This window comes from Paenibacillus sp. BIC5C1 (assembly GCF_032399705.1).
In the GTDB taxonomy this organism is placed as follows: Bacteria; Bacillota; Bacilli; order Paenibacillales; family Paenibacillaceae; genus Paenibacillus; species Paenibacillus taichungensis_A.
In genome coordinates, this window is record NZ_CP135922.1 from 2,892,622 (window position 1) to 2,917,722 (window position 25,101).

At 46.2% G+C, this 25,101-nt stretch carries 19 protein-coding genes and 1 pseudogene; 13 read left to right on the top strand and 7 right to left on the bottom strand.

The genetic code is table 11. From position 1 onward, the window contains the following. Nucleotides 1-69 precede the first annotated feature (69 nt). Nucleotides 70-539 (bottom strand): annotated as a pseudogene (locus RS891_RS13290) (AraC family transcriptional regulator). Between the two features lie 237 nt (nt 540-776). Here RS891_RS13290 and RS891_RS13295 point away from each other — a divergent pair. Then, the gene (locus RS891_RS13295) at nt 777-1,937 is read left to right on the top strand and encodes a leucine-rich repeat domain-containing protein (RefSeq protein WP_315795532.1); all 1,161 of its coding nucleotides are present in this window, start codon (nt 777-779) and stop codon (nt 1,935-1,937) included. Nucleotides 1,938-1,975: 38 nt separating this feature from the next. On the opposite strand, the gene RS891_RS13300 is transcribed toward RS891_RS13295, so the two are convergent. Continuing rightward, nucleotides 1,976-2,608 carry a nitroreductase family protein gene (locus RS891_RS13300; protein WP_315795533.1) on the bottom strand — a complete coding sequence of 211 codons (633 nt, stop codon included), beginning with the start codon at nt 2,606-2,608 and terminating at the stop codon, nt 1,976-1,978. A 130-nt stretch (nt 2,609-2,738) separates the two neighbouring features. On the opposite strand from RS891_RS13300, the gene RS891_RS13305 reads away from it, so the two are divergent. Beyond that, on the top strand, nt 2,739-3,014 hold the full coding sequence (locus tag RS891_RS13305) for a hypothetical protein (RefSeq protein WP_113052334.1): 276 nt from the start codon (nt 2,739-2,741) through the stop codon (nt 3,012-3,014). Nucleotides 3,015-3,267: 253 nt separating this feature from the next. On the opposite strand, the gene RS891_RS13310 is transcribed toward RS891_RS13305, so the two are convergent. Beyond that, nucleotides 3,268-3,891 (bottom strand): TetR/AcrR family transcriptional regulator, encoded by a 624-nt coding sequence (locus RS891_RS13310; RefSeq protein WP_315795534.1) that lies wholly within the window; start codon nt 3,889-3,891, stop codon nt 3,268-3,270. Between the two features lie 221 nt (nt 3,892-4,112). Here RS891_RS13310 and RS891_RS13315 point away from each other — a divergent pair, with 221 nt between their 5' ends. Continuing rightward, on the top strand, nt 4,113-4,883 hold the full coding sequence (locus RS891_RS13315; RefSeq protein WP_315795535.1) for an alpha/beta fold hydrolase: 771 nt from the start codon (nt 4,113-4,115) through the stop codon (nt 4,881-4,883). Between the two features lie 138 nt (nt 4,884-5,021). On the opposite strand, the gene RS891_RS13320 is transcribed toward RS891_RS13315, so the two are convergent. Both RS891_RS13320 and RS891_RS13325 read right to left on the bottom strand, forming a co-directional pair. Then, nucleotides 5,022-5,798, bottom strand: coding sequence for a M15 family metallopeptidase (locus RS891_RS13320; protein ID WP_113052332.1), 777 nt, complete (start codon nt 5,796-5,798; stop codon nt 5,022-5,024). Between the two features lie 244 nt (nt 5,799-6,042). After that, entirely contained in the window at nt 6,043-6,405 is a 363-nt protein-coding gene (locus tag RS891_RS13325) for an iron-sulfur cluster biosynthesis family protein (RefSeq protein ID WP_315795536.1), read from the bottom strand. 199 nt (nt 6,406-6,604) lie between these two features. Between RS891_RS13325 and RS891_RS13330 the strand changes: the two genes are divergently transcribed. The 5 genes from RS891_RS13330 (at nt 6,605) to RS891_RS13350 (ending at nt 11,740) form a co-directional block, all read left to right on the top strand. Next, nucleotides 6,605-6,877 carry a Rossmann-fold NAD(P)-binding domain-containing protein gene (locus RS891_RS13330; RefSeq protein WP_315795537.1) on the top strand — a complete coding sequence of 91 codons (273 nt, stop codon included), beginning with the start codon at nt 6,605-6,607 and terminating at the stop codon, nt 6,875-6,877. A 291-nt stretch (nt 6,878-7,168) separates the two neighbouring features. Then, nucleotides 7,169-8,212 (top strand): ABC transporter ATP-binding protein, encoded by a 1,044-nt coding sequence (locus RS891_RS13335; protein ID WP_315795538.1) that lies wholly within the window; start codon nt 7,169-7,171, stop codon nt 8,210-8,212. Then, nucleotides 8,205-9,719 carry an osmoprotectant update ABC transporter permease/substrate-binding subunit OpuFB gene (gene opuFB, locus RS891_RS13340; RefSeq protein ID WP_315795539.1) on the top strand — a complete coding sequence of 505 codons (1,515 nt, stop codon included), beginning with the start codon at nt 8,205-8,207 and terminating at the stop codon, nt 9,717-9,719. Before RS891_RS13335 ends, opuFB begins: the two co-directional genes overlap by 8 nt. Nucleotides 9,720-9,758: 39 nt before the next feature. After that, nucleotides 9,759-11,102, top strand: a complete 1,344-nt coding sequence (locus tag RS891_RS13345) for a dihydrolipoyl dehydrogenase family protein (protein WP_315795540.1) — start codon at nt 9,759-9,761, stop codon at nt 11,100-11,102. 29 nt (nt 11,103-11,131) lie between these two features. Further along, nucleotides 11,132-11,740 (top strand): DUF1349 domain-containing protein, encoded by a 609-nt coding sequence (locus RS891_RS13350; RefSeq protein ID WP_113052327.1) that lies wholly within the window; start codon nt 11,132-11,134, stop codon nt 11,738-11,740. Between the two features lie 199 nt (nt 11,741-11,939). Here RS891_RS13350 and RS891_RS13355 read toward each other — a convergent pair whose 3' ends face one another. Beyond that, the gene (locus tag RS891_RS13355) at nt 11,940-12,413 is read right to left on the bottom strand and encodes an SET domain-containing protein (protein WP_315796301.1); all 474 of its coding nucleotides are present in this window, start codon (nt 12,411-12,413) and stop codon (nt 11,940-11,942) included. A gap of 245 nt (nt 12,414-12,658) precedes the next feature. Here RS891_RS13355 and RS891_RS13360 point away from each other — a divergent pair, with 245 nt between their 5' ends. After that, nucleotides 12,659-14,215, top strand: a complete 1,557-nt coding sequence (locus RS891_RS13360; protein ID WP_315795541.1) for an ABC-F family ATP-binding cassette domain-containing protein — start codon at nt 12,659-12,661, stop codon at nt 14,213-14,215. A gap of 416 nt (nt 14,216-14,631) precedes the next feature. After that, nucleotides 14,632-19,839, top strand: coding sequence for an S-layer homology domain-containing protein (locus RS891_RS13365; protein ID WP_315795542.1), 5,208 nt, complete (start codon nt 14,632-14,634; stop codon nt 19,837-19,839). Nucleotides 19,840-20,008: 169 nt separating this feature from the next. Here the strand turns inward: RS891_RS13365 and RS891_RS13370 are convergent, their stop codons facing one another. Next, the gene (locus RS891_RS13370) at nt 20,009-20,569 is read right to left on the bottom strand and encodes an NAD(P)H oxidoreductase (protein WP_113052323.1); all 561 of its coding nucleotides are present in this window, start codon (nt 20,567-20,569) and stop codon (nt 20,009-20,011) included. 178 nt (nt 20,570-20,747) lie between these two features. Between RS891_RS13370 and RS891_RS13375 the strand changes: the two genes are divergently transcribed. The 3 genes from RS891_RS13375 to cysI all read left to right on the top strand — a co-directional run bounded on the left by RS891_RS13375 (nt 20,748) and on the right by cysI (nt 24,968). Further along, nucleotides 20,748-21,137 (top strand): winged helix-turn-helix transcriptional regulator, encoded by a 390-nt coding sequence (locus tag RS891_RS13375; protein ID WP_113052322.1) that lies wholly within the window; start codon nt 20,748-20,750, stop codon nt 21,135-21,137. Between the two features lie 213 nt (nt 21,138-21,350). Beyond that, entirely contained in the window at nt 21,351-23,192 is a 1,842-nt protein-coding gene (locus RS891_RS13380; protein ID WP_315795543.1) for an assimilatory sulfite reductase (NADPH) flavoprotein subunit, read from the top strand. A gap of 54 nt (nt 23,193-23,246) precedes the next feature. Then, a complete protein-coding gene (gene cysI / locus RS891_RS13385) occupies nt 23,247-24,968 on the top strand; it encodes an assimilatory sulfite reductase (NADPH) hemoprotein subunit (RefSeq protein WP_113052320.1) in 1,722 nt (573 codons plus the stop codon). Nucleotides 24,969-25,101: the final 133 nt, after the last annotated feature.

Below are 25,101 nucleotides of genomic sequence, written 5' to 3' on the forward strand. Positions count from 1 at the left end.
TTATAAACAAAAGCGACTTCAACGTTGAAGTCGCTTTTGTTGTTTTTGGCATCCACAACTTTGAATGAGTTATAGTGGCTTAACGGGTACACATATTTCGCAATGATCCAGAAGAAGCAGATCACCCGCATACCTTTCTATAATGGGTTTGTTGTCCATGATACAACCATTGCTCTGCAAATACGGGAAAATCTCGGTCCAGGCTTGCTTCACATCTTCTGCTGTATGTTTGACTTTGCAAACCAGATATTGCCCGCCAGGAAGTTCAGCTTCTTCAAGTTGGGGAGTCGACTCATCTCATCCAGGCAGTAATCCTCTGATATGACAATACAAGCATCATACCTGCATTGAGACGGGAGGGTGGTTTTCGGGTTATCCTGCGGAATGCCGAACAAGATAGTCGACCTTGTAAGCAAGCCTTTGGATCTTGCCCAGGTCTTTAATGTTTCCATCGCGTGGTTGTTAGCAGGACCATACGGACCCACTTGTCGTACATAAGCAATTCGGGAGGTTGGCAGGTTTTCGATGTGGAATTCCATTGCTTTTCATTCCTTTCGTTACGGTTATGGGTTACATCTCGAATGCTATCATGGTATAAAAAAATATTCATATGTATTTTTGGGAAAGAGAGATCGTAGGACTTTAAGTCTATTTTCAGTGTTAATGGGTTACTAGGACTTGTGGTATTCTTGTTTCCGCATCAGCAAACACTTAGAATTGAAGATATAATCATGACATTAGAAGCGTAGCTGAGAGTTAGGGGGAGAAGAATTGTAATGGATATCACCAGAGATTTTACGGACGAACTTTTTAAGCAATGGGTGCGGGTGCATTTCTGCGATAATCGAGAAACCATTCAGTCAAGCGATATCGAAACCGTAACATCACTATCACTCGCAAATCAAAATATTTCCAGTCTGGCAGGACTAGAACACTTCAGTATGCTGGAAGAGCTGGATTGCTCGTATAATCAATTAACCGTGCTGGAAATAAGCCGTAATCCAAACCTGAAAATGCTGATTGGCAAAGAGAATCTACTTCTGTCACTAGATTTGAGTGCAAATACGGAGCTGGAGTTTCTGGATTGCAGCTTTAACCGACTTCGAGCTTTGGATGTAAGCAACAACCCCAAGCTTGTGAAGCTGGAGTGCCATTGGAATATGCTGTCGAGGTTAAATCTGGATCATAATCTTTCTTTGAAGGAACTTAGCTGTAGCTATAACGCATTTTTTACGCTCGAACTGCATCACAATAAGCTGCTGGAACGGCTCGATTGCTCCAACAATTACATATCACATCTGGATGTCTCAAGCTGCATGAACTTGCTGCAAATCCGGTGCAATCATAATCATTTAACCGAACTGGATACGTGTAACAATCCGAAATTGGAAAGTGTTAGATGTTTTAATAACCACATCTCGAAGTTGGACCTCAGTCAGAACGAGCAGCTTCAGGAGCTTTATTGTTCAGAAAATAAACTAACCGAACTTGATTCTGAAACCCACTCCAGATTGGATAGAATTCAGTTTGGGAACAACCTGATCATTGAACCGGACATTAGCGTTTCGGGTGTAGGAATCTTTCAGTATGATGTTTCGATGTCATACTATACAGCTATTTTGACGTACAAGGGAGAAGATATGGTCATTACTACGGATGCTTCAACGAAAGTAGCTATGGATCAGTTGTCTCCAGTGATCGAAACGGCCTGGAAACAGTTCGACGAATTATGTGAGCGAACGCTTCAGGTAATAGGGAAGACACATCCGGACGAGGATGTAAATGGATTGGTACTGGCGGACATGGTATTTCAGGAAGGTGGCTGCTTCAGAGTAGGTTATGATGCGGGTGATACACCTGCTGGACGGCTCTATCTGTATGCTTCGTTTAACGAAAAATTGGAAATTTCTGATTCGCTTATCTATGAAACGTATTAAAGCCACGAGAACGTGGCTTTTTTGTTTATAACTTTTAGTTATTCGGCATGCATTTTGTTGAAGCTGACATATTCGTTAATCGGTTTGCGGTATCCGCGCGGACGTTGTTTGGTTTCTGACTTTTTGCCGATTGTAATTAGCATGGCCGGTACATAATGGTCAGGAATATCCAAGCTTCGTTGTAACTCTTCCGCGTCGAAGCCAATCATGGGGCAGGTGTCCCAACCACGATCCTGAGCGATCAGCATCAATTGCATCGCTGACAGACTGGCATTACGAATTGCATCTTCCCTCTGGAAGAACCTCCCACGCGTTTCATAAAATTCGATGACGCTCTGTGATTCTTGCTCGTATTGGAAGGGAGTCATCGCACCAAGGTTCAGCAGGCCCTCATTGATTGTGCGGATGTGATGGTGTGCATTGACATCGCCGAGGACAACAATGACCGCAGAGGCGGTTTTAACTTTATATTGCTGTGAAGCTTCATAGACTTTTTCTTTCTGAGCCGGGTCCGTCAGCACAAGATAGTGCGTATGCTGGAGGTTAAAGGCGGAAGGTGCGAATTTGTTCAAGGCAAACATTTCTTGCAATTCCGACTCTGGAATCTCAATTCCTTCTTCAAAAATAACGGCCGACCTACGGTTTTTGACTAGATTCTCCAATTCACTCATGGTGGTTTCCCTCGCTTATGTATGATTTATAAACTGACTATAACACACTAAGTTACTTTATGTAAGTATTATTTTTGAATAAGACAAGATCTGCCTGCCATACGATAAAATAAAACAGAAGAGGTGATTCATGAAAACATTCATCACAAGGTACAGGGCTGGAAAGTCGCGAAATGAATTTCAGGTATACGTCATCGAATCATCCACGCTGAAACGTTTTTTTGTGGTGGAGATGGTGCTGGGTACCATCGCGTACAATGTTGCACTTTTTTGGTTTCACAATGCAATTCTTGCTGGTGTAGGTTCTTGGGCTGGAACGGAAAGTTTAAAGAGACTGCCACTCGTATTCAAAAAAATATCAGGTCGACAGGAAGGTTCAGGCAGCATGAGCACGTTCTTTACTTAAGGAATAGGACGGCTTAGGGCTACAGGCTCTCTTTTTCAATCGCAAGGGACACCAGACACGTTATTTCCTGAAATGCTCCAAAAAACGTTACATATGGCCAAAACCCCGTTATAACGTGTCTGAGGTTCCTTAGCATTTTACATCGCTTCAACCTCTCATACACGTCTCAACTTTGTTACACCCCATGTCTTCTGCTGCTCCAACCTCGAACGAGGAGAGAGACGCGCCATCTTTAAATAAGTCAGGCGGCCAGTCATCTCACCATCGTACCCCGCAAAAAAATTTCGACAATCTCCTTACCTAAATTCAAAGTGGAATCATGTTCTCTTAATGTATCTTCCTTGTTGCCGATGACCATCATTGTTGAGAAAGTTTGCGCGAGAAGCATGGAATTATTGCTTCGAAGAAAGTTATTATCCATCGCATCTTTAAAGTAATGAGCCAGCTCTTCGTAAATTTTATTTTCTGCTGCTCTGATTTCCTCGATCTGTTTCTCACTCAAATATCTCTCCGCATCTTTGAGCAGGGTCTCAATCTCCGCATGAGGATTAGCTAACCTTGCTTCTGCCACATGTAGCAGTCCTGTTTCCAGATTGTCAGCTTCTCTTAATAATCGTGACGTAGCTTGGTGCACATGTTTAAACATGGTCGTAACCGCGATCTTAAAAAGTTCCGGTTTACTGGTGAAGTGATAATAAATGGATGGTTTAGACACATTACAAGCTTTGGCGATCTGTTGGAGTGAAACAGGTTCATACCCATGCTCCATAAAGAGTTTGGCGGCCGTTTGAAGAATTATTTCTTGTACGGGCAAATTATCTTCTGCTTGTTTGGGTCTTCCTGGTGAGCGTTGTGATTCTATATTCATTTTCATCATTACCTCCGTGAATATTTTATGACAAATTATCCATTGAATAAGATTAGACTTGTAATTTTACTTACCGGTAAATATAATTTACTAGAAATGAAGCAGCAATTCAATGATAAATACAAAAGCGAGCAGGTGAATGTACTGGAATTTGTCTGTGTAATGGGTCGCTGCTGTGCTTTCCGCTCTGCTATCTTCATCCAGAATAATAATTGAAAGAGGTTTTAACTTTGGCAAAAACAGAGAAAAAAAACAAATGGACCAAAATATTGTTATGGGGAGTTTCCTTCATCGTAATTGTAATTATTGGCTTATTGGTATACCTCAATTCGATAACCTATAGTCCTTCCAATCAAGCGGAACTCGCATTTCAGAATGATAATCAGGTCAAAGTAACAGAGGTCAAAGACGGTTATAAATTTGAGCCACAAACCGGGAAAGTAATCGAACCGAATATTATTTTTTATCCTGGAGGTCTAGTAGAACCGGAAAGCTACTCACCATTTGCCAGAGAACTGGCTCAACGGGGACATCGCGTATATATTGCGGAAATGCCACTGAATTTAGCCATTTTCGGTCAAAATAAAGCGGACTCCTTTCTTGAAGAACACCCAGACGAACCATTTGTTATTGGGGGACACTCTTTAGGAGGTTCATTTGCAGCGAGATATGCTTCTGAACACAGTGAAAAGCTGCAGGGTATATTTTTCTTGGCTTCTTATGCGGATGAGGGCGGATCCATAAAAGATACAGATTTATCTGTTTTGCAAATAACAGGTACAGCAGATGGTGTTCTCAATAAAGAAGCTTGGGAAAGTGCCAAAACCAATCTACCTGCTGACACTTTGTATGTCAGTGTAGAAGGAGGGAACCATGGCCAATTTGGCTCTTATGGGAAGCAAAAAGGGGACAATGATCCAGCGATTGATGAAGAGCAGCAATTAAAACAGGTCGTTGATGCTGTAGAGGAATGGAGCACAGAACTGAATAATAAACCTTAAATCTGCTATGAATTGAACGTAACTTTTCCATCAATGTGATTGAGCTGATCCATATGTTTTCGATTTGGATCTGTCATTTACATATGTCTATCATATGAGAGTGGAATGAGTACCTTTGTCATCAGATATTTCTACTGTTTATTTGGTGCGCTCAAGGTACTGTTCAAGTGTAAGGTTCTGGCTCGTAATTTCCCCCGCAATATACACGCCAACATAACGCACATGCCATGGCTCATAAGAGTAGCCTGTCAGTTTCTCCTGATCTTTGCCATAACGAATGATAAATCCGTATTTATGTGCATTGGCTTTCAGCCATTTGCCTTCCTTGGTGTTTCCAAAGCTTTGTTGCAAATCATATCCCGCTGATGCACTGGAGATATCCATCGCAAGACCTGTCTGATGCTCGCTTTGGCCTGGACGAGCACTGGTTTTATTGGCAACAGCTTCGCCTTTGATACTCGCATTTCGGTCAAAAATGGATTTTTGGGTGGCATAAGAGCGGTAACCGGACACGGCTTTGATATCAATGCCGTCTTTTTTCGCTGCTGCGAACAAATTCTCGATTGCTGTGGCAGCTACTTTACGCATTTGCTTTTTCGGACTGGAGCCAGAGAAGCTAAATGGAATGTTAGGAACAACCAGATCCTGAGGAGCATAGGTCGAAGGCAAGTTTCTTTTTTTATTCACTAGCACAACCGTGCTTGATAGATTCGTTACCGTTGCCAGACCGCTACTACTCGTTTTGATTGTGCGTCCAGGCGCATTATCGTGCAGGAATTGAGTGAAGCTGGAGCTGGCAGCAGATGCGACCGGATTCAGCTCCTTAGTGAAGGGCAGCGTTGTGAATGCTGAGCCTGCTACGACAGAACCTATAAGTATCGTGGATACGATGGATTTACGTGTAAAAGATTTCATGATGTGTGTTCCTCCTCGGGTTATATCAATCTCGTGCTTTGCTATATACCGAGTATACTAGAGGATTATATCCATAGGTTCTCCAATTGTTTCCGAGTTGTAAACAAAGTTTGCGAGATTCATAGTTTTTAAATGTCTGACGAGAAAAAGAGCACAAAAAAGACTCTGCACCTATTGTGCAAAGTCTTTTTGTATACATAGATAAGCGAATCAAATACTCATTATCTCAGCCACAACTTTTGAATTACAGCTCGCACGAAACAGAATTGCCGAATCTTCCAGCAGCCACTACGCGGGCATCCCGAACACGGACATTGCTGCTAAGTACACCGGAATCACTGCTTAATTTAAAGGAAGGATAGTTGGGTTCCGTGTCCAGCTTCATGTGCTGCTCCAGGTTTAACTGCTGTTTCGGATCGACATAAAATGGCACGAGATTGGTTTCAATTTGAACATCCAAAGCTTCGGGTTCATCCACGATAAGTATGGCGATAATTCCGTTACAGCCACAACCTTCCATGTCATAGATCACTTTGAAATAACCGGGCTGATCATTCAGGCTTTCAGTTAATCGCGCAGCAGCCAAATCTGTAATTTGAATATGCATATCGCTACACTCCTTTATATGTTGGCATGATTGTAATGGTAAATGGATTAAATCAACTTCTAGTGTCATTATACCACTTTGGCAAAAATCAAAGCATTTATTTTCTTGACTGATCAGTCTGGAAAATGAACACTGAGCAAACCGAAGGAGGAAGTGAAAATGTTCAACGATAAACCTTTAACACTGATTACAGGAGCGAATGGACAGCCAGGAAGCCGCGTTGCGGCCATGCTTCAGAGGCAACACTTTCGGTGCGTCTGGCAAGAAAAAAAAACCAGCTTCTTCTGATTCTGCCGACAATTATGTCTATTTTGATTGGTACGATTCAACCACTTATGGTCCAGCGCTGAAAAATGTGGATCAAGTGTACCTTGTTGTGCCGGTCATGGACATGCACCCGGAAGACGTAATGATTCCGTTCATCATAGACGGGAGGAAGGAGAGAAGATCAAACGACGGAGACGGTACTTAAAGTCACAGGGCAAAGCCCACTTTCACTGGAGCAGTTTATTAGGCAGCATATGAAATGAGGGAAATCATAGAAGGATTTTATAAAAATATTGGAAGCAAATTCTGCTGAATAATAAGAAGACGGTGCCGGAAGGCCCGTCTTTTTTGCTGATTATTTAACCTTTGGAGGTACCCGTTCATATTCCGATGATTATAGAAACAACAATACCCAGTCCAGCACGGTGATTATATGTGGCCGCTTTTGGGGAAATAGATGAGAATGAATGTTTGATAAAAGGAGAGAAGTGAACGGATGATTCAGTTCGAAAATGTATCCAAGCAATATCCTGATGGAACCCATGCTCTGCGTCAGGTTAATCTCAACATTAATAAGGGAGAGCTGTTCGTCATGATTGGTCCGAGCGGTTGCGGCAAAACCACCATGCTCAAAATGATCAATCGCCTGATCGAGCGGACAGATGGGACCGTACGAATTAATGAACGGCCTATCGATGAATATAACATTCATGAATTGCGCTGGAATATCGGATATGTGCTGCAACAGATTGCGCTGTTCCCACATATGACGATTGCCGAAAATATTGCGGTTGTTCCTGAACTCCGAAAGTGGAAGTCAGAGCAAATCAAGGAGCGCGTACATACTTTGCTGGACATGGTTGGACTGAAAGGTACCACATACAGTGATCGCAAGCCTGCCGAGCTATCTGGTGGACAACAACAGAGAATCGGTGTATTGCGCGCACTCGCTGCCGATCCCGAAATTGTACTGATGGATGAACCGTTCAGTGCACTTGACCCGATTAGCCGTGAGAAACTACAGGACGATATTCTGGATATTCAGCGTCAGATGAAGAAGACGATTGTGTTTGTTACCCACGATATTCAGGAAGCGATGAAGCTGGGTGATCGTATCTGCATCATGAAGGATGGGCAAGTGTTACAGGTAGGCACCCCTGAAGAACTTATCCAGCTCCCAGCCAATGAATTTGTACGTGACTTTGTCGGCAGTTCTGGTCCGGATAGGAGTTCACAGCTTGTATCTGGTGGGGGCGACCCAATGTTTGAATTACAAACGGCCTCCGGCGAACAAGAACGATTGATTTCAAAATTTGATCTTGAATCGATCATGTCACCGCTCTCACCCGGACATGTACCGAAGTCAGTTAAAACGGCTGTTCCCGTATCGATTACGCTGCCGGATTTTGTGGAAATCATGGCTTTTCATGATCATTTACTGGTCGAGAAAGACCATCAGATTATTGGTCAGGTTAGTCGAGCCGATCTGATCCAGTACTGGTCCGGGCAGTTGCAGGAACGAGGTGAAGGGGATGAGTAGATTTACGGAGGTGTTCAGCGAGCGCAAAGGACAGTTATTGTCCGCACTCCTTGAGCATATTCAGATCTCATTTATCGCATTGTTCTTTGCCGTTCTGATCGCGATTCCGCTGGGCATTTATCTGACACGCAAGCCAAAAGTGGCTGAGCCGATTATTGGGGTTACGGCCGTACTGCAAACGATCCCGTCTTTGGCTTTGCTCGGACTGCTTATTCCGTTATTTGGCATTGGTACACTTCCTGCAATCATTGCTCTGGTGGTGTATGCCTTGCTTCCGGTACTCCGCAACACGTATACGGGCATATCGGAAGTCGATCCTTCGATGGTCGAGGCAGCGAATGCGATGGGCATGAACAGTCGGCAGCGTCTGACCAAAGTGGAGCTGCCACTCGCGATGCCTGTCATTATGGCAGGTATTCGTACCGCAATGGTTCTGATTGTAGGTACAGCAACGCTTGCTGCCCTGATTGGTGCAGGAGGTCTGGGTGGACTCATTTTGCTTGGTATTGATCGAAATGATACAGCATTGATTATTCTGGGAGCCATCCCAGCCGCATTACTTGCCATTTTGTTTGATGTGCTGTTACGCCAGTTTCAACGTTTATCATTCAAGAAAACGTTGGTCACGCTCGGAACACTCGCTCTGGTGGCCATTCTGGTAGTCACGATTCCATGGCTCTCCCGTGGGGGGCAGAAAGATCTAGTTATTGCTGGAAAGTTGGGTGCCGAACCAGAGATTCTCATTAACATGTACAAATTGCTGATTGAAAAAGATACCGATCTGAAGGTTGAATTGAAACCAGGATTGGGGAAAACCACATTTCTTTTCAATGCACTGAATTCAGGTGATATTGATATTTATCCGGAATTTACGGGTACCGCCATATCTGAATTTATGAAGGAAACCGCAGTTAGCACAGATCGAACAGAAGTGTATGAGCAAGCAAGAGACGGGATGTTGAGCCAATTCAATATGGTTCTTCTGAACCCGATGGAATACAACAATACGTATACGTTGGCTGTGCCTCAGAAGGTTGCGGATCAGTATAATCTCAAGACTATATCGGATCTCAAGTCGGTACAGCAGCAGATCAAGGCAGGATTCACACTGGAATTCTCAGATCGGGAAGACGGATATGTTGGCATTCAGAAGAAGTATGGCATCAAATTCCCTGACGTAGCCACAATGGAACCGAAACTGCGTTATGCAGCCGTTCAGCGTGGAGATATCAATTTGCTGGATGCTTACTCCACAGACAGTGAATTGAGACAGTATAAACTCGTTGTGCTGGAGGATGATCAGGAATTGTTCCCGCCATATCAGGGAGCACCAATGCTCCGCAAAGAAACGGCAGACCAATATCCGCAGATGGTGGAGGTATTGAATCAACTTGCAGGCCGGATCACGGACGATGAGATGCGTCAAATGAATTACGAAGTGAACGTTAATGGAGCGAGTCCAGAACAAGTGGCAACGAATTATCTGCAAAAAGCAGGGTTATTATAGCTTGATATGTATGGTTATACCTGAAGAGGAGGAACTAACATGACACAACTTTATGATCTGATCGTGATTGGAACCGGCAGCGCTGCAAGCTCAGTGATATCCCGCTGCGCCGAAGCTGGATGGAAAATTGCTGTGATTGATGAACGAGAGTTTGGCGGAACCTGTGCGTTACGGGGCTGTGATCCCAAAAAAGTACTTGCAGGAGCGGCTGAACTGATCGACTGGAATGAAAGAATGAGGGGCAAAGGAGTGGAAGGTAACGTTTCTATTCAGTGGTCGGAACTTATGGCGTTCAAGCGAACATTTACGGAAAGTATTCCGAGAGCAAGCGAGGATAAGTTCAAACAGGCCGGAATGCATACGTTCCATGGAAAGGCTTCTTTCGTTGACGAAGATCATATTCGTGTAGGGGACAAAGTACTACAAGGGAAACATATTCTCATCGCAACGGGTGCGCGTCCAGCACCACTTCCTATTGATGGTGCAGAGCATCTGAAATACAGCGATGATTTTCTTGATCTGGAACAGCTGCCGGATAAATTGGTTCTGGTGGGTGGAGGTTACATTGCTTTTGAATTTGCACATATTGCGGCCAGAGCCGGTACTGAAGTTCATATTATTCATCGAGGAGAAGAGCCGCTAAAACAGTTTGATTCGGAACTGGTGGACCTGCTGCTGCAAAAATCCAAAGAGGTAGGCATACACGTACATTTGAATGCGGAAGTGAAGGCGATTCGTCAGCAAGGAAACACATATGTGGTCAGTGGAACCCGCAATGGGGCTGATCATCAATGGCAGTGCGGCCTTGTCGTTCATGGAGCAGGGCGTGTTCCAAATATAGATGGGCTTGAACTCGAGAAGGGAAATGTCAGCTATACGAAAAAAGGCATCTCCGTTAATGAGTTCTTACAGAGCGAAAGCAATCCAAGAGTCTATGCGGCCGGCGATGTTACCGCAACGGAAGGACTTCCGTTGACACCGCTCGCAGGCCAGGAATCACGCGCAGTATCTTTGAATCTACTCGAAGGCAATCATAACAAACCTAATTATAAAGTAATGCCCTCCATAGTATTTACAGTGCCATCCCTGGGTTCTGTAGGCCTTGATGTCGAGCAGGCCAAGAAAGAGGGCTATGAGGTGAAGGTAAATGACATGTCGAAATGGTATACTTATAAACGTACAAATGAAAAATTTGCCATGGCCAAAGTTGTAGTCGACAATGCAACAGGGCGTATTCTGGGTGCCCATGTATTGGGTGGCAAAACAGAAGAACTGATTAACCTGTTCGCCATGGCAATTCAGTTCGATTTGACGACCGATCAGCTAAACACCATGAATTTTGCATATCCTACAGCCGCATCGGATATGGGCTCTTTAGTTTAATGTGATGGTGTGGAAGGAAGGGATGAATCATGTCAGTTAATTTTCATCAGATTCATGATGCCGAGTGGACAACCGAACCGGTTCAAGCGCGAACGGAAGGTGACCGTCTGATTGTGGAGGCACAGGAGGGCAGTGACTTCTGGGAGAAGACCTTCTATGGTTTCTGTCATCAGAATGGACATGCCATGCTTGCTCCATGGGATGGAACCAAGGCCATTGAAGTATCATTTGATCTGAGCTCATTCACGGAATTATATGATCAGGCGGGATTAATGCTCTGGCATGGACAGGATCAATGGATCAAGGCGGGGGTAGAAGTAAATGACGGCGTGGCTCATGTAGGAGCGGTCGTAACGGATCGGTTTTCCGATTGGTCGCTTTCGCCTGTACCGGAATGGGGCGGACGCATTGTTACCATTCGGGCTTCGTACCACGACGAAGCCGTGGTTATTCGTGCCCGCACGGATGAGCATCCTTGGCGTACTATTCGGGTCGCGAGATTTGCCTATCCGACGAACAAGCAAGCAGGGCCGTTTCTCTGTTCTCCCAAGCGTGCCGGGTTCGAGGTTGCGTTTACCAAATGGAAATGGACTGAACCGGATCAGGATCTGCACACAGACCCTCCCATTGCCGATTAAGTTTGTTTGGTTGGGACAAGTGACGCAATCGTAACAAACGAAAACAAGCAAATCTTCCTTGATGGAGGACTTGCTTGTTTTCATTTGCATTAGGCAGCGCTATGAGGTTAATTTATCAAGCCTTCAATGAATATGCTGAGGCTTATTTGAGTTTTGTCCACTTGAAGTTGCACTACTGTTGTCGTTTATCCTCAAGGTCTTATTTGCTTGAGTCCGTGTTTTTGGAGTCAGATTTGGTGCCATCAGCATCCTCTTCACCATCACTTGCTTCGTTCAACTCACGCATTCGTTCTTCGTAATCATCCAGAAACCATAATGGGTCCATGTTATCTTCCTCGCCATTATAATTGATCAATACTTCTTCGCCGGCTTTGATATCTGTATAAGCATAGAAGTCAAAAGTGTGGTTTTCGAAGTTGATATCATAGGTGGCGTTAGGCTCGTAGGAATGGTTAATCAAACTGCCATAGCCCAGCAGGATAGCCGTATGATTGGCTCCATACTCGAATACGTAATCTTCGAGAATTGTTTTCTCAACATGTTCGTGGTCTTCATTGGGATAAGGGACAACCGGAGCCTGATGGATCAGCTGGCCTTTTGGAATGTCTACGGTCGCAAATACGCCGCGGTTAAATTCGCCATCACCCAATTTGGATTGTTTCACTTCAATCATGATTTTCACCTGATGCTCCCCAAGAGAGCTCCATTCTTATAGTAGTAAGTCGTTTAAGGAAAAATTTTAACTCATCCATACCTATAAGGCAAATGTCATTGATTTCAGATTGAGTGGATCAGGGGTCAAAACGAAGGACATTTCATCGAAAAATGGTGCTAAATTTACAATAGGGCGTTGAGTTGTGCATGATATAACGCTTATAATATACAAAGAATTAAGTCTATATAGAAAAGGTGTCATGAATGAGCATATTAAATGTCGAAAAATTAAGTCATGGTTTTGGTGACCGTGCTATCTTTAACAACGTTTCTTTCCGCCTCCTGAAAGGCGAACATATTGGTCTGATCGGGGCCAATGGTGAGGGTAAATCTACCTTCATGAACATTATTACGGGTAAACTCCAGCCAGATGAAGGTAAAGTGGAGTGGTCCAAACGCATGCGTGTCGGATATTTGGATCAGCACGCTGTGCTGAGCAAGGGGCAATCCATTCGTGATGTCCTTCGTGGTGCGTTCCAGTATTTGTTCGACATGGAACAAGAAATGAATGATATGTACGGCAAGATGGGCGATGTAACTCCAGAGGAATTGGAACAGCTGTTGGAGGATGTAGGTACGATTCAGGATACGCTGACTAACCAGGATTTCTACATGATCGATGCCAAAGTCGACGAGACTGCACGCGGTCTGGGTCTAACCGATATCGGTCTGGACAAAGACGTTAACGACCTTAGTGGTGGACAACGTACGAAGGTATTGCTCGCCAAGCTGCTGCTTGAAAAACCGGATATTCTGCTCCTGGATGAGCCTACGAACTATCTGGATGAATTGCATATCGAATGGCTGAAACGCTATTTGCAGGAATATGAGAATGCCTTCATTCTGATCTCGCATGATATCCCTTTCCTGAACAGTGTAATTAACTTGATCTATCATATGGAAAATCAGGATCTCACCCGTTATGTGGGCGATTATAGTCATTTCCAGGAAGTTCATGAGATGAAAAAACAGCAGCTGGAGTCGGCGTATAAGCGCCAACAACAGGAAATTGCCGATCTCAAGGACTTTGTGGCCCGGAACAAGGCAAGTGTGGCTACGCGCAACATGGCGATGTCCAGACAGAAGAAGCTGGACAAGATGGATGTCATCGAAATTGCCAAGGAAAAACCGAAACCGCAGTTTAACTTCCGTGATGCCAGAACGTCCGGCAAGCTCATTTTCGAAACAAAAGGCCTCGTCATTGGATACAATGAGCCGTTGTCGAGACCACTGGACCTGCGCATGGAGCGTGGGCAGAAGATCGCCCTTGTGGGTGCGAACGGTATCGGTAAAACAACGCTGATGCGCAGCATTCTGGGCGAGATTCAGGCTTTGGAAGGTACCGTTCAGCGCGGTGAACATCTGGAGATTGGATATTTCCAACAAGAGATGAAGGATGCGAACTACAATACCTGTATCGAAGAGATCTGGCAGGAGTTCCCTTCCTATACCCAATTTGAAGTACGTGCTGCACTCGCAAAATGCGGACTGACGACCAAGCATATTGAGAGCAAGGTTGCGGTACTGAGCGGTGGAGAGAAAGCCAAAGTGCGTCTCTGCAAACTGATTAATAACGAAACAAATCTGCTCGTACTCGATGAGCCGACGAACCATCTGGACGTTGATGCGAAGGAAGAGTTGAAACGCGCACTCAAAGCATACAAAGGCAGCATTCTGCTGATCTCTCACGAACCTGAATTCTATCGTGATGTGGTTACGGAGACATGGAATTGTGAGTCGTGGACAACGAAGGTATTTTAACGTAATATGGGCGAGTTTGCGAACAAACTCGAAAGGTGATACAAGGCGCGTATTTTGCTTGCATAGCAGGCGGAATACGCGTTTTTCTGCATGTTACAGTGAAAAATGTCCGAACTGAGTTAATGGTTGACAGCTTCAAATACGTAATCATATAATTCGAGAAAGCGATTACATTTATATATTATAAACCTGTTTCACGACATAGGGGCAAAGAAGACGAGGTATTCCGTTTTGGTAACATTGCACTTAGGAGAGAAGACGGGTCTTTTTTTGCCTCATAATGAAACCGGTTTCATTAAAAAAGGGAGGTGGAGCGCACTTTTTTACCGCATGCTTACTGCTGAGGACAGGCCGGATAACAACACCGCCTTCAAGAACCATGCTTTCATCTTCCAAGTCAAAGGAGAGAATGAACATTGGATAAACTCAGGAAACCCTTGATATTCATGTTATCTGCTACGTTGGTATTGTCTTCAGGACCATTGATGTTACCAAGCCATGTATATGCCGATGCAGATAGAATGCCTGCCACGTTGCTGCAAGACGATTTTTCTGACGGGGATTACACGGCATCGCCCGTGTGGGACGTAAGCTCAGGTAGTTGGGCGGTAATGGCGGACCCGACGGATGCGTCCAACTCCACACTTTTTCAGAGCGATACTGGGGAAGGCATCATTTCAACCGGAGACGTCATGTCTGACATGACGATCTCCATGCGTCTTTACACGGGGAGCGGTCAGGGATTTCCGGGAATTTTATCGCGGTTTCAGGATAAGAACAACTTTTATTATTTTCAAATGCAGGCCCCTAACAATAAACTTGTCTTTTCCAAGCGGGTGAACGGAACAGATACGACATTGAAATCGGTGGACTATGCGTTGGCCAAAAATACGTGGTATACGCTCAAAATGGTGCTGTCTGGTTCTTCCATTCGAGGGTACATCGCCGAAAACGGTTCGGGTCGGTTGGTATTCGATTTGGTCGATACTACATACGGGTCGGGTACAGTTGGCATTCGAAATAAGTGGCAGTCGGTACATATAGATGACGTTATCATTGCCGAGCAGCCGCCAGGGAACGATCTTCTACTCTCCAACGATGAACAGACGCCGTCTTCGGTTTCACTGCAATGGACCGAGGCAGAAGGTGCAACGAGCTATTACCTGTACCGATCCTCTACGCCTGAAAATGGGTATTCCCTGATTACCAACACCGAGTCTTTGGGTTACGTGGATGAGGGATTAAGTCCGGATATGGTGTATTATTACAAGCTCGCCTATGAATACGGAGGGATGACCGAATCGTTATGGTCTGCGCCGCTGGAGGTTCGGACGACAGCCGTTGCTCCACAGGCTCCAGGTGAATTGAAGGCCTTGGCACTCGATGCCACGAGCGTGAAGCTGTCCTGGCCGGCCGTGGACAAGGCGAATGGTTACCGTGTGGCTCGGGCTGAGGCTGGCAGTGACCAGTATGATCAGGTGTATGAAGGTACGGCGCTCAGTTACACGGATCAGGGGCTTGAGCCCGGCAACAGCTACAGCTACCGCGTAACGGCCTTTAATGCTGCCGGAGAATCTGCGTTCACCGTTGCCGAGGCCACCACATACTCGATTGATTCTCCAGCAGGGTTTGCTGCTACAGTTGTAACGGATACGTCGATTTCCCTAGGGTGGAATGAACTTTCTGGATCGGATGTATCATATACGGTATCCCGTGCAACCAGTGCTGCGGGTACGTATCAGCAAGTATACAGTGGCAATGAAAGCACGTTTATTGATAGTGATCTGACGATGGGCACGGGGTATTTTTACATGATCCAGGCAACCGTCGATGGCACTGTTTCTCCGGCATCTGCTCCACTTGGCGTTGCCACCATTCGTACAAGCTTTACGCCGGGGCAGTTATGGCCGGATCAGGACGGCAAGCCGATTGATGCACACGGCGCAGGATTTTTTTACGATGAACAGACTGAAAAGTATTATTGGTATGGCGAATACCATACGGGCGGATGGCCAGCCGTTGGTGTGTGCGTGTATTCATCCAAGGACCTGCTGAACTGGACAGATGAAGGCATGGCATTGACGATGATTCAATCGATGGATGATTTCGACAAGAACCCGTTGATCGCCAAGTTGTATGAAGGTCGTGATGACAAAGTGGACATTTGGGCCGATATCCGTAAAGGCCGGATTATTGAACGACCGAAGGTCATCTATAACGACAAAACGAAAAAATACGTGATGTGGGCTCACATGGACGGAGACAAGGACCCCTACAACGACAATGCGAACTACGGTAAAGCACGGGCCGGCTACGCGATCAGTGACTCCCCGACAGGGCCTTTCGTATATCAGAAGAGTTATCGGATGGACAGAACTCCCGAAGGAGAGAAAGATTACTTCCCAAGTGACCGGGGCATGGCGCGTGACATGACGTTGTTCAAGGACGACGATGGTACCGGATATCTGATCTACTCCAGTGAGGAAAACCTGACGCTGTATATCTCCAAACTGAATGAAGACTACAGTGACGTAACAGGGTGGCATAAGGAAGGACGAACAGATGACAAAGGCAATCCGGTACGTGATTCCACCTATCAGGCGGAATACGGCGTCGATTATGTGCGCGTGTTCCCAGGCGGACAGCGTGAAGCGCCCGCGATGTTCAAGTATCAGGGTAAATATTATATTCTGACCTCCGGCGCGTCCGGCTGGGCCGCTAACGAAAACAAAGTGACTGTGGCGGATAACATTTTTGGTCCTTGGTCAACGATGACCAATCCGTTCGTACGCACATTGCCGAGCGACCCCGATCCAGGTAAGGCATTCGGAACGCAGGCCACTTCGGTTATTCCGGTCGATCCGGAAAAAGGAAAATTCATTTACGTGGGAGACACATGGAACGGCGGCAATTTCTCAAACGACGGGGCAAAATACGTATTCTTGCCCATTGAGTTCGGGATAGGATCAGACATTGCTATCAAGTGGTATAACAGTTGGTCGCCTGATCTGCTGAATTCGATGGGCAAGGTAGATATCACGGATCCGCTGCCGGAAGCTGTGCCGCTCGGAAAAGTACCTTCCCTGCCTAAGACGGTCAATGTGCGTGACGGAGGTACGCTTGTGTCAACCCCAGCGGTATGGACGGTCGATAACCGGGTCATGACGGCAGAAGATTTTGCGAAACCAGGACCAATCACCCTTCAGGTAACGACACCGGAGTTCGGTAACAAAAAGCAGGCTATCCGAGTATATGTTATTCCGGAGAACGCACAGTATTTTGTGAACAGCGGTGGATACGAAACAGCTGATTATAAACTGATGGGTGCCTACATGAAAGGCACGCTCGTCAATTCGAATACGGCAGATCAGTTATACGCGCCGGAGGAGGGACGGACTTGGGGTTATGTCAGCACGGATGCGCTCGCTTCCGGTTCGAGCGGCGGGGATATTTTCTCGACCGTCCGTTATTTGAACGGCGGCAATGTCAGCAACTCTCCCAAAGGCAGCGATCTGACCTATACCTTCGATGTGCCGAACGGGACATACGATATATACGCCGGGTTCAACGATCCGTGGACGAATACATCGCGGAGAGCGAACTTCCTCATCAATGGCACGAATACTGGTGCAGTTACTTATACACCCGCCAGTGTCAGAACTCACTCAGGCATTGTCGTATCTGGCAACAAGTTGGAATTAACGGTACGTAATACGGCATCACAGGACCCGCTGATCAGCTGGATTATAATTTCCAAGTCTGATGCGGTGCCACCTGTGGACGACAGCGCCGGTCTGAATGCTGATATATCGGCTGCAACAAGTGCATCACTCCACTGGGATGCAATTCTTGGCGCAGCAAGCTACAAGCTCTATCGCTCCGATCGTGAGAAGGGAGAGTACAGTATCGTCTACAACGGCAGTTTGCGGGAGTATACGGACAACGAACTGAGTCCCGGCACCAGTTATTATTACAAAGTGGAAGCTTTTGACGCGTCGGGGCATTCGATGCGCGGTTTGTCTTCCGCATATCATGTGCTTACGGCCCAACAGTCCGCTGCCGATGTGGCTGCAAGCATTACGGCACTGGAGCAGCCTTCTGCAGGTGCGAAGAGACTGAAGTTACCGACCGTACCGCAAGGTTTTGCCGTGGAGATCACCTCTAGTTCGGTACCGTCCGTCATTCAAACCGATGGAACGATCATCCCGCCATCGATGGAAACGTCGGTCGCGCTGGAATTGGAGATTACTCGAACCTCTGATGACAGCAAAGCAATGACTATACCGCTGATGGTGAAGGTACCGGCATATACGCCTTCACCAGGCGGCTCGGGCTCCGATGGTTCGGGCGATGGTACAGGAGTGAATCCGGGCGGCAATTCAAGTAGCCCTGGAGGACAGGCGGGGAGTGGTACCCCGAGTACAGAGAATTCATCACCACGACCAGAGTCGCAAAAAGACCGTGCCGTTCTCGAATTACAAGGTTTTGTTGATCAGAAAGGTGTAGTGCAGACGAAGTTGAATGCTTCAACGATTGAAGAGGCATTGAAAGTCGCTCCGGTTAGTAGGGGTCACAGGCTCGTCGAAATTCGGCAGAAATCGGTCTCAGGAGCAAATGCTTATGAATTACTCCTGCCTGTTTCTGCATTGATGGATCAAGGCGAAGTATATGTATTTAACATCGTTACGGAACTTGGAACGTTAGAACTTCCTGTCACACTTTCAAAGAAAGACTTGGCTGGATATGAGACTGTATCGGTACGATTGATTCGAACTCAGCTGTCGCAAACAGTTGCAGATCGGCTTGGAACACAGCACGGGGTTCGATTCGAAATTGATCTGGACGGTGCTGCTTGGCCAGCAACAAGTGAACTGACACTGCGTCTACCTTACGAAACATTGCAAAATGTACAACGGGATATGATTGTAGGGTTTGTTATAGATGCGAATCATGTGGCAACTTCGTTGCCGCAAAGTCGTTATGATCAGAATAGCAGAGAGGTCGTATTCGCTGTTACGTCTGCAGCAGGAAATTATGCTGCCGTGTCCGTGAAGCAGACGTTCAAAGATCTTGCGGATGTACAATGGGCCAAGAATGCAATGGAAGCATTGGCAGCACGAGGAGTTTTTGATGAAGGTGCGAGCCGGGACTCCCTTCAGCTGCATCCAAAACAGGAGATGACGCGTGGTCAATACGTGCAGTGGCTGATGACCGCACTGAGCTTGAATACATTGCACGGGAACGCGTTCTCCGATGTCAACGCGGATGCTCCTTATTATAAAGCGGTAACTGCGGCTCGTGCGCTGAGCATCACTGGCGGCACCGGGGACGGGCGCTTTAAGCCTGAGGCAACTATCACCCGTCAGGAAATGATGACGCTGACCGTGAGGGCACTTGGAGCGGCTGGATTGGTCGATCCGGAATCAGCTTCGGTGGATAGCCTCGAACAGTTCCGCGATGCTTCCAAGATCCGCTCATATGCCCGCGATAGTGTAGCTATGCTTGTGAAACTGGGCATCGTCGGTGGATACAACGGAGAAGTGAAGCCTCTTGCCCAAGCGACTCGTGCCGAATCAGCAACGATGCTGTATGCGATGATGAGCAAATTGGTTTGGCCCAACTGATTATACTCAACCATTTTAGTGTAAGAAGAAAAGACTTACTTCAACCTGGATTACAGGATGAAGTAAGTCTTTTTCTTTTTGCTTGTGCGCCCGGCATGGGGGATAACTGGACGGTAAAGTTGTAAAATCACTCTTAACGAGTAAGTAGCCTGCTGTCCGATTGCAGAGGTCACTTGTAATGTCTGCCGATTTGATACGCTTGTTCCAGCAAGCCTTCAATGTGCGTTTTGGAATCGGATATGGTCTCATAGAGAAACTCGACTCGGGATTCCTGCAATCCTGCATAACCCGCAATCCCATTATTCAGATAATTTGAAATCATGTTGTAATAATCGTACTTATGGAATGAAGCCTCCGTTCCTCCAGCTAGTGCAATCCAGAGTGCCTTTTTGGAGTTTGCTTTGTTCAGCAGCCCCATATTCCATACCTTGTCCAGGTAAGCCTTGAGCATGGAAGGAACGTTGTACCACCATACCGGGAAAATAAAAACAATGGCATCAGCCGCGAGCACGCGATCCAGCTCTTTGCGAATTACAGGGGCATGTTGTTTATCGGGATTTTGCCAATCTCGCTCGTCTTCTACGCTATATAACGGATCGAATCCATCATGGTACAGATCAAGGATATCAATTTCGTGGTGATTCTCCTTCATACCTTCTATAAATCGATTCATCACAGCAAATGTTAGAGAATCCTGTCTTGGGTGAGTAACGACCAGTTTGATTTTCATGTATGAGTAACCATCCTTTTTCCTTCATTTTTTTGGTTTAACGTTCTGACCAATGTTATTATAAGTTTCATGACATCTTATTGAGAAGTACGCACCTTCGAGTGCTGTAGATACCTTAAGGTTCTTCGGTTACTTTTAATAATGGACATACATAAATGAGATTTAAGGGGGATTCCCAGTGGAACAGGAACTGAAAAGATATGAGAGTGGTGTGCAGGCAATGCTGGAACTCGTCGGTGGAAAATGGAGGATTCTTATTTTGCATCAACTGATATCAGGTAAAAAACGAACAAGCGAACTTCGCAGAGCCATCCCTGGCATTACTCAGAAAGTCCTTACTCAGCAGCTGCGTGATCTTGAAAAGAATGAAATCATCCATCGAATTATTCATCCCGAGATTCCGCCCAAGGTAGAGTATGAGCTGACCGAGTATGGCTTGACACTGCAGGCAATCATCGACCGCATCTGTCTGTGGGGAGAGAATCATCTGGACAGAGTGTATGGAGATAAAAACAAAGTACTGGAGAATCATTTTAGCGAATATATTCCGTTTTCGACTTCGAACTAGACTGCTCCCAAATTAAAAAAACAACAAAAACCTTCCTGAATAGAAGTGGAGGGTATTTGTTGTTTTTTTGTCCTTTATCAGTGAAACTGATAAATACCATAAAATCATCGAAATTGACCCCTACCATAGGGTATGGTAGGTTCAAGAGAGTAGAAATTAATATGATCATTTTAGTAGGAATTAAAATTGACGTAATGCGCGAGGTGGCAAATAGTGGAACTTCAAGTGACAAACAGCCCTTTTAATCAGGAACAGGTTGAGCTGCTCAATCGCCTTATTCCTACATTGAACAACGGACAGAAAACGTGGCTTAGCGGATATCTTACAGCCATTCAGGGATATGCGGCTTTAGCTGCACCTGCTGGTGTAGAACAACAGGTTATATCTTCAGCAGGAACTACTCCTGAAAGCGCACCTGCTACGGTGTCCAGGGAAGTTACGGTACTCTTTGGATCACAAACCGGGAACTCCAGTGGACTTTCCAAGAAACTGGCGAAAAAGCTGGAAGAGCAGGGGCTTCAGGTGACCCTGTCGTCAATGGGAGATTTCAAACCGAACGGACTGAAGAAAGTTGAGAATCTTCTCATTATTGTCAGCACCCATGGGGAAGGTGAACCGCCGGATAATGCGATTCCGCTGCATGAATTCCTGCATAGCAAACGGGCTCCGAAGCTCGAGGGATTGCGTTACTCCGTATTGGCACTAGGAGATACTTCGTATGAGTTCTTCTGTAAGACAGGAAAGGATTTTGACATACGTTTGCAGGAACTTGGCGGAACAGCGCTTGTACCACGTGTGGACTGTGATGTTGATTTTGATGAAGCGGCTGCAGAGTGGATGAATAATGTGCTTGCTTCACTCAGCAGTACGTCTGCTGCTGCGGGAGTGGTAACCAGTGAAGCGGTTGGAGCAGCAGTAAGCAGCGGTGATTCCGAGTTCAACCGGACCAATCCATTCAAGGCAGAAGTGCTGGAAAATCTCAACTTGAACGGCAGAGGGTCGGACCGCGAGACGCGTCATATCGAATTGTCTCTGGAAGGCTCCAACCTGGATTACGAGCCGGGCGACAGCCTCGGTGTATTCCCTGAGAATCATCCACGTCTGGTCGATGAACTGATCGCTGCCATGGAATGGAATGCGGATGAGCGAGTTACGGTTAATAAACGTGGAGACCAGGTTTCTGTACGTGAAGCATTATTGCGTTACTTCGAAATAACTGCTGTCACAAGACCCGTTGTGGAGCAGCTGGCAAAGCTGAGCCCGGGTAGCGGCTTACCCGCACTGCTTGCAGATGATTCGGAATTCCGCAAGGTCATGAACAGCTGTGATTTGCTGGATCTGGTACAGGATTATGGGCTTAAAGGTATTCCGGCTGCATCGTTCGTAGCTGTGCTTCGTAAAATCCCGGCACGTCTATATTCGATCGCAAGCAGTTCGAAGTCTTTCCCGGATGAAGTTCATCTTACCGTTCGTTCAGTACGTTACGAATCACGTGGTAGAGAGCGCTATGGTGTATGCTCTGTTCATCTCGCTGAACGAGTCGAATTAGGTGATACATTGCCTGTATTCATTCAGCAAAATCCAAACTTCAAACTGCCGGAGAACCCGGATGCTCCAATTATCATGGTTGGACCAGGTACAGGTGTAGCTCCGTTCAGATCCTTCCTTGGAGAGCGTGAAGAGACGGGGGCAGAAGGCAAGTCGTGGCTGTTCTACGGTGATCAGCATTTCTCCACCGATTTCCTTTATCAGACCGAATGGCAGCGCTGGCTCAAGGACGGCGTTCTTACGAAAATGGATGTCGCGTTTTCCCGTGATGCAGAAGAGAAAGTATATGTGCAGCATCGAATGCTGGAACACAGCAAAGAGCTGTATCAGTGGCTACAGGAAGGTGCAGTTCTATATATCTGTGGTGACGAGAAACGAATGGCACATGATGTTCATGCTGCACTTGCAACCATTCTTGAACAAGAGGGTGGCCTAACATCTGAACAGGCAGCGGAATATCTGACACGGTTGCAACAGGAAAAACGTTATCAGCGGGATGTGTATTAATTACAGACCATATGCCGTATAAGGCATCCCGGAGATACGAGAGGAGAAAGCAGCATGGCTTATAATAACTTACTTAACCCGCAGCGCACGAACAGCGATGTGGAAGATATAAAGATCAAAAGTGACTACTTGCGCGGAAGTCTGACTGAAACGTTGGCGGATCGGATCAGTGGTGCGATTCCTGAGGACGATAACCGTCTGATGAAACATCACGGCAGTTATATGCAAGACGATCGCGACCTGCGTAATGAGCGGAATAAATCCAAGCTGGAGCCTGCCTACCAATTCATGTTGCGTGTGCGTGCTTCCGGAGGAATTGTTACACCCGAACAGTGGCTGATGATGGATCGTGTAGCGCATAAATATGCGAATGAGACCATTCGTCTGACGACGCGCCAATCATTTCAACTGCATGGTGTGCTCAAATGGGACCTCAAAAATACTATTCGTGAAGTAAACGATTCGTTGCTCAGCACCCTTGCTGCATGTGGTGACGTCAACCGGAACGTCATGTGCAACCCGAACCCGGACCAATCGGATATTCATGCTGAAGTATATGAATGGGCATGCCAGGTGAGTAATCACCTGGATCCACGCACTCGTGCTTATCACGAGCTGTGGCTGGATGGAGAGAAAATTATTGATTCACAGGACACGGATGAAGAAGTAGAACCGATTTATGGCAAAGTGTATTTGCCGCGTAAATTCAAAATCGGGATTGCTGTTCCACCATCCAATGATGTAGATGTGTTTTCGCAGGATCTCGGATTCATCGCTATTGTAGAGAACGGCAAGCTGCAAGGCTTTAACGTTTCTGTCGGCGGTGGTATGGGGATGTCTCATGGTGATCCGAAGACTTATCCGCAGGTCTCCAAGGTCATTGGTTTCTGTACACCAGAGCAAATGATTGATGTTGCGGAGAAGACGGTTATGATTCAACGTGATTACGGGGATCGTGCAGTGCGTAAACATGCCCGTTTCAAATATACAATCGATGACCGCGGCCTTGCCTGGTTTGTGGAAGAACTGACGAGTCGTCTCGGCTGGAAGCTGGATACGGCGCGCGAATTCCATTTTGAACATAATGGAGATCGTTACGGTTGGGTGAAAGGCAGCAACGGCAGATGGCACTACACCTTGTTCATTCAAAATGGACGTGTGAAGGATGTGGACGGTTATCCGCTCATGACAGGTTTGCGTGAAATTGCCAAAATCCATACCGGAGATTTCCGTCTGACAGCTAATCAGAATCTCATTATCGGGAACATCAGCAGCCAGAAGAAGAAAAAGATTGAGGCACTGATTGAGCAATACAATCTGACTGATGGTGCTCACTACTCGGCGCTTCGCAGAAGTTCTATGGCTTGTGTGGCGCTTCCGACTTGTGGTCTTGCCATGGCGGAATCCGAACGGTATCTGCCTTCCCTGATCGACAAGCTGGAGCCTGTTCTGGACGAAGCGGGGCTGAGAGACGAAGAGATTGTTATTCGTATGACGGGTTGCCCGAACGGCTGTGCAAGACCGATGCTGGCCGAGATCTCGTTTATCGGCAAAGCTCCAGGAAAATACAATATGTATCTCGGCGGAAGTTTTACCGGGCATCGCTTGAACAAATTGTACAAAGAAAATATTGGCGAATCCGAAATCTTGGATACATTGACTCCGATGGTGAATCAGTACGCCAAAGAACGCAATGATGGTGAGCATTTTGGAGATTTCGTCATTCGTGCTGGTTATGTGCCTGAAGTGCTGGATGGTCAGCAGTTTCATGCCTAATTAGATAAATTCGTGAGAGAAGCATTCCCTTGGGAATTGCTTCTTTGACGTTTTTGGATCGTTTCTTTTTGGGATGTCTGAACGTGGCGAGGTGAAATCGACTTGCCTTTTACCATTTTTTCGTGAGTCTAAA

What these genes read in the sequence shown, in the direction of transcription:
- RS891_RS13295 (WP_315795532.1), top strand. Translation starts at nt 777, where the DNA reads ATGGATATCACCAGAGATTTTACGGACGAACTTTTTAAGCAATGGGTG.
- RS891_RS13300 (WP_315795533.1), bottom strand. Translation starts at nt 2,608, where the DNA reads ATGAGTGAATTGGAGAATCTAGTCAAAAACCGTAGGTCGGCCGTTATT.
- RS891_RS13305 (WP_113052334.1), top strand. Translation starts at nt 2,739, where the DNA reads ATGAAAACATTCATCACAAGGTACAGGGCTGGAAAGTCGCGAAATGAA.
- RS891_RS13310 (WP_315795534.1), bottom strand. Translation starts at nt 3,891, where the DNA reads ATGATGAAAATGAATATAGAATCACAACGCTCACCAGGAAGACCCAAA.
- RS891_RS13320 (WP_113052332.1), bottom strand. Translation starts at nt 5,798, where the DNA reads ATGAAATCTTTTACACGTAAATCCATCGTATCCACGATACTTATAGGT.
- RS891_RS13325 (WP_315795536.1), bottom strand. Translation starts at nt 6,405, where the DNA reads ATGCATATTCAAATTACAGATTTGGCTGCTGCGCGATTAACTGAAAGC.
- RS891_RS13330 (WP_315795537.1), top strand. Translation starts at nt 6,605, where the DNA reads ATGGACAGCCAGGAAGCCGCGTTGCGGCCATGCTTCAGAGGCAACACT.
- RS891_RS13335 (WP_315795538.1), top strand. Translation starts at nt 7,169, where the DNA reads ATGATTCAGTTCGAAAATGTATCCAAGCAATATCCTGATGGAACCCAT.
- opuFB (WP_315795539.1), top strand. Translation starts at nt 8,205, where the DNA reads ATGAGTAGATTTACGGAGGTGTTCAGCGAGCGCAAAGGACAGTTATTG.
- RS891_RS13345 (WP_315795540.1), top strand. Translation starts at nt 9,759, where the DNA reads ATGACACAACTTTATGATCTGATCGTGATTGGAACCGGCAGCGCTGCA.
- RS891_RS13350 (WP_113052327.1), top strand. Translation starts at nt 11,132, where the DNA reads ATGTCAGTTAATTTTCATCAGATTCATGATGCCGAGTGGACAACCGAA.
- RS891_RS13355 (WP_315796301.1), bottom strand. Translation starts at nt 12,413, where the DNA reads ATGATTGAAGTGAAACAATCCAAATTGGGTGATGGCGAATTTAACCGC.
- RS891_RS13360 (WP_315795541.1), top strand. Translation starts at nt 12,659, where the DNA reads ATGAGCATATTAAATGTCGAAAAATTAAGTCATGGTTTTGGTGACCGT.
- RS891_RS13370 (WP_113052323.1), bottom strand. Translation starts at nt 20,569, where the DNA reads ATGAAAATCAAACTGGTCGTTACTCACCCAAGACAGGATTCTCTAACA.
- cysI (WP_113052320.1), top strand. Translation starts at nt 23,247, where the DNA reads ATGGCTTATAATAACTTACTTAACCCGCAGCGCACGAACAGCGATGTG.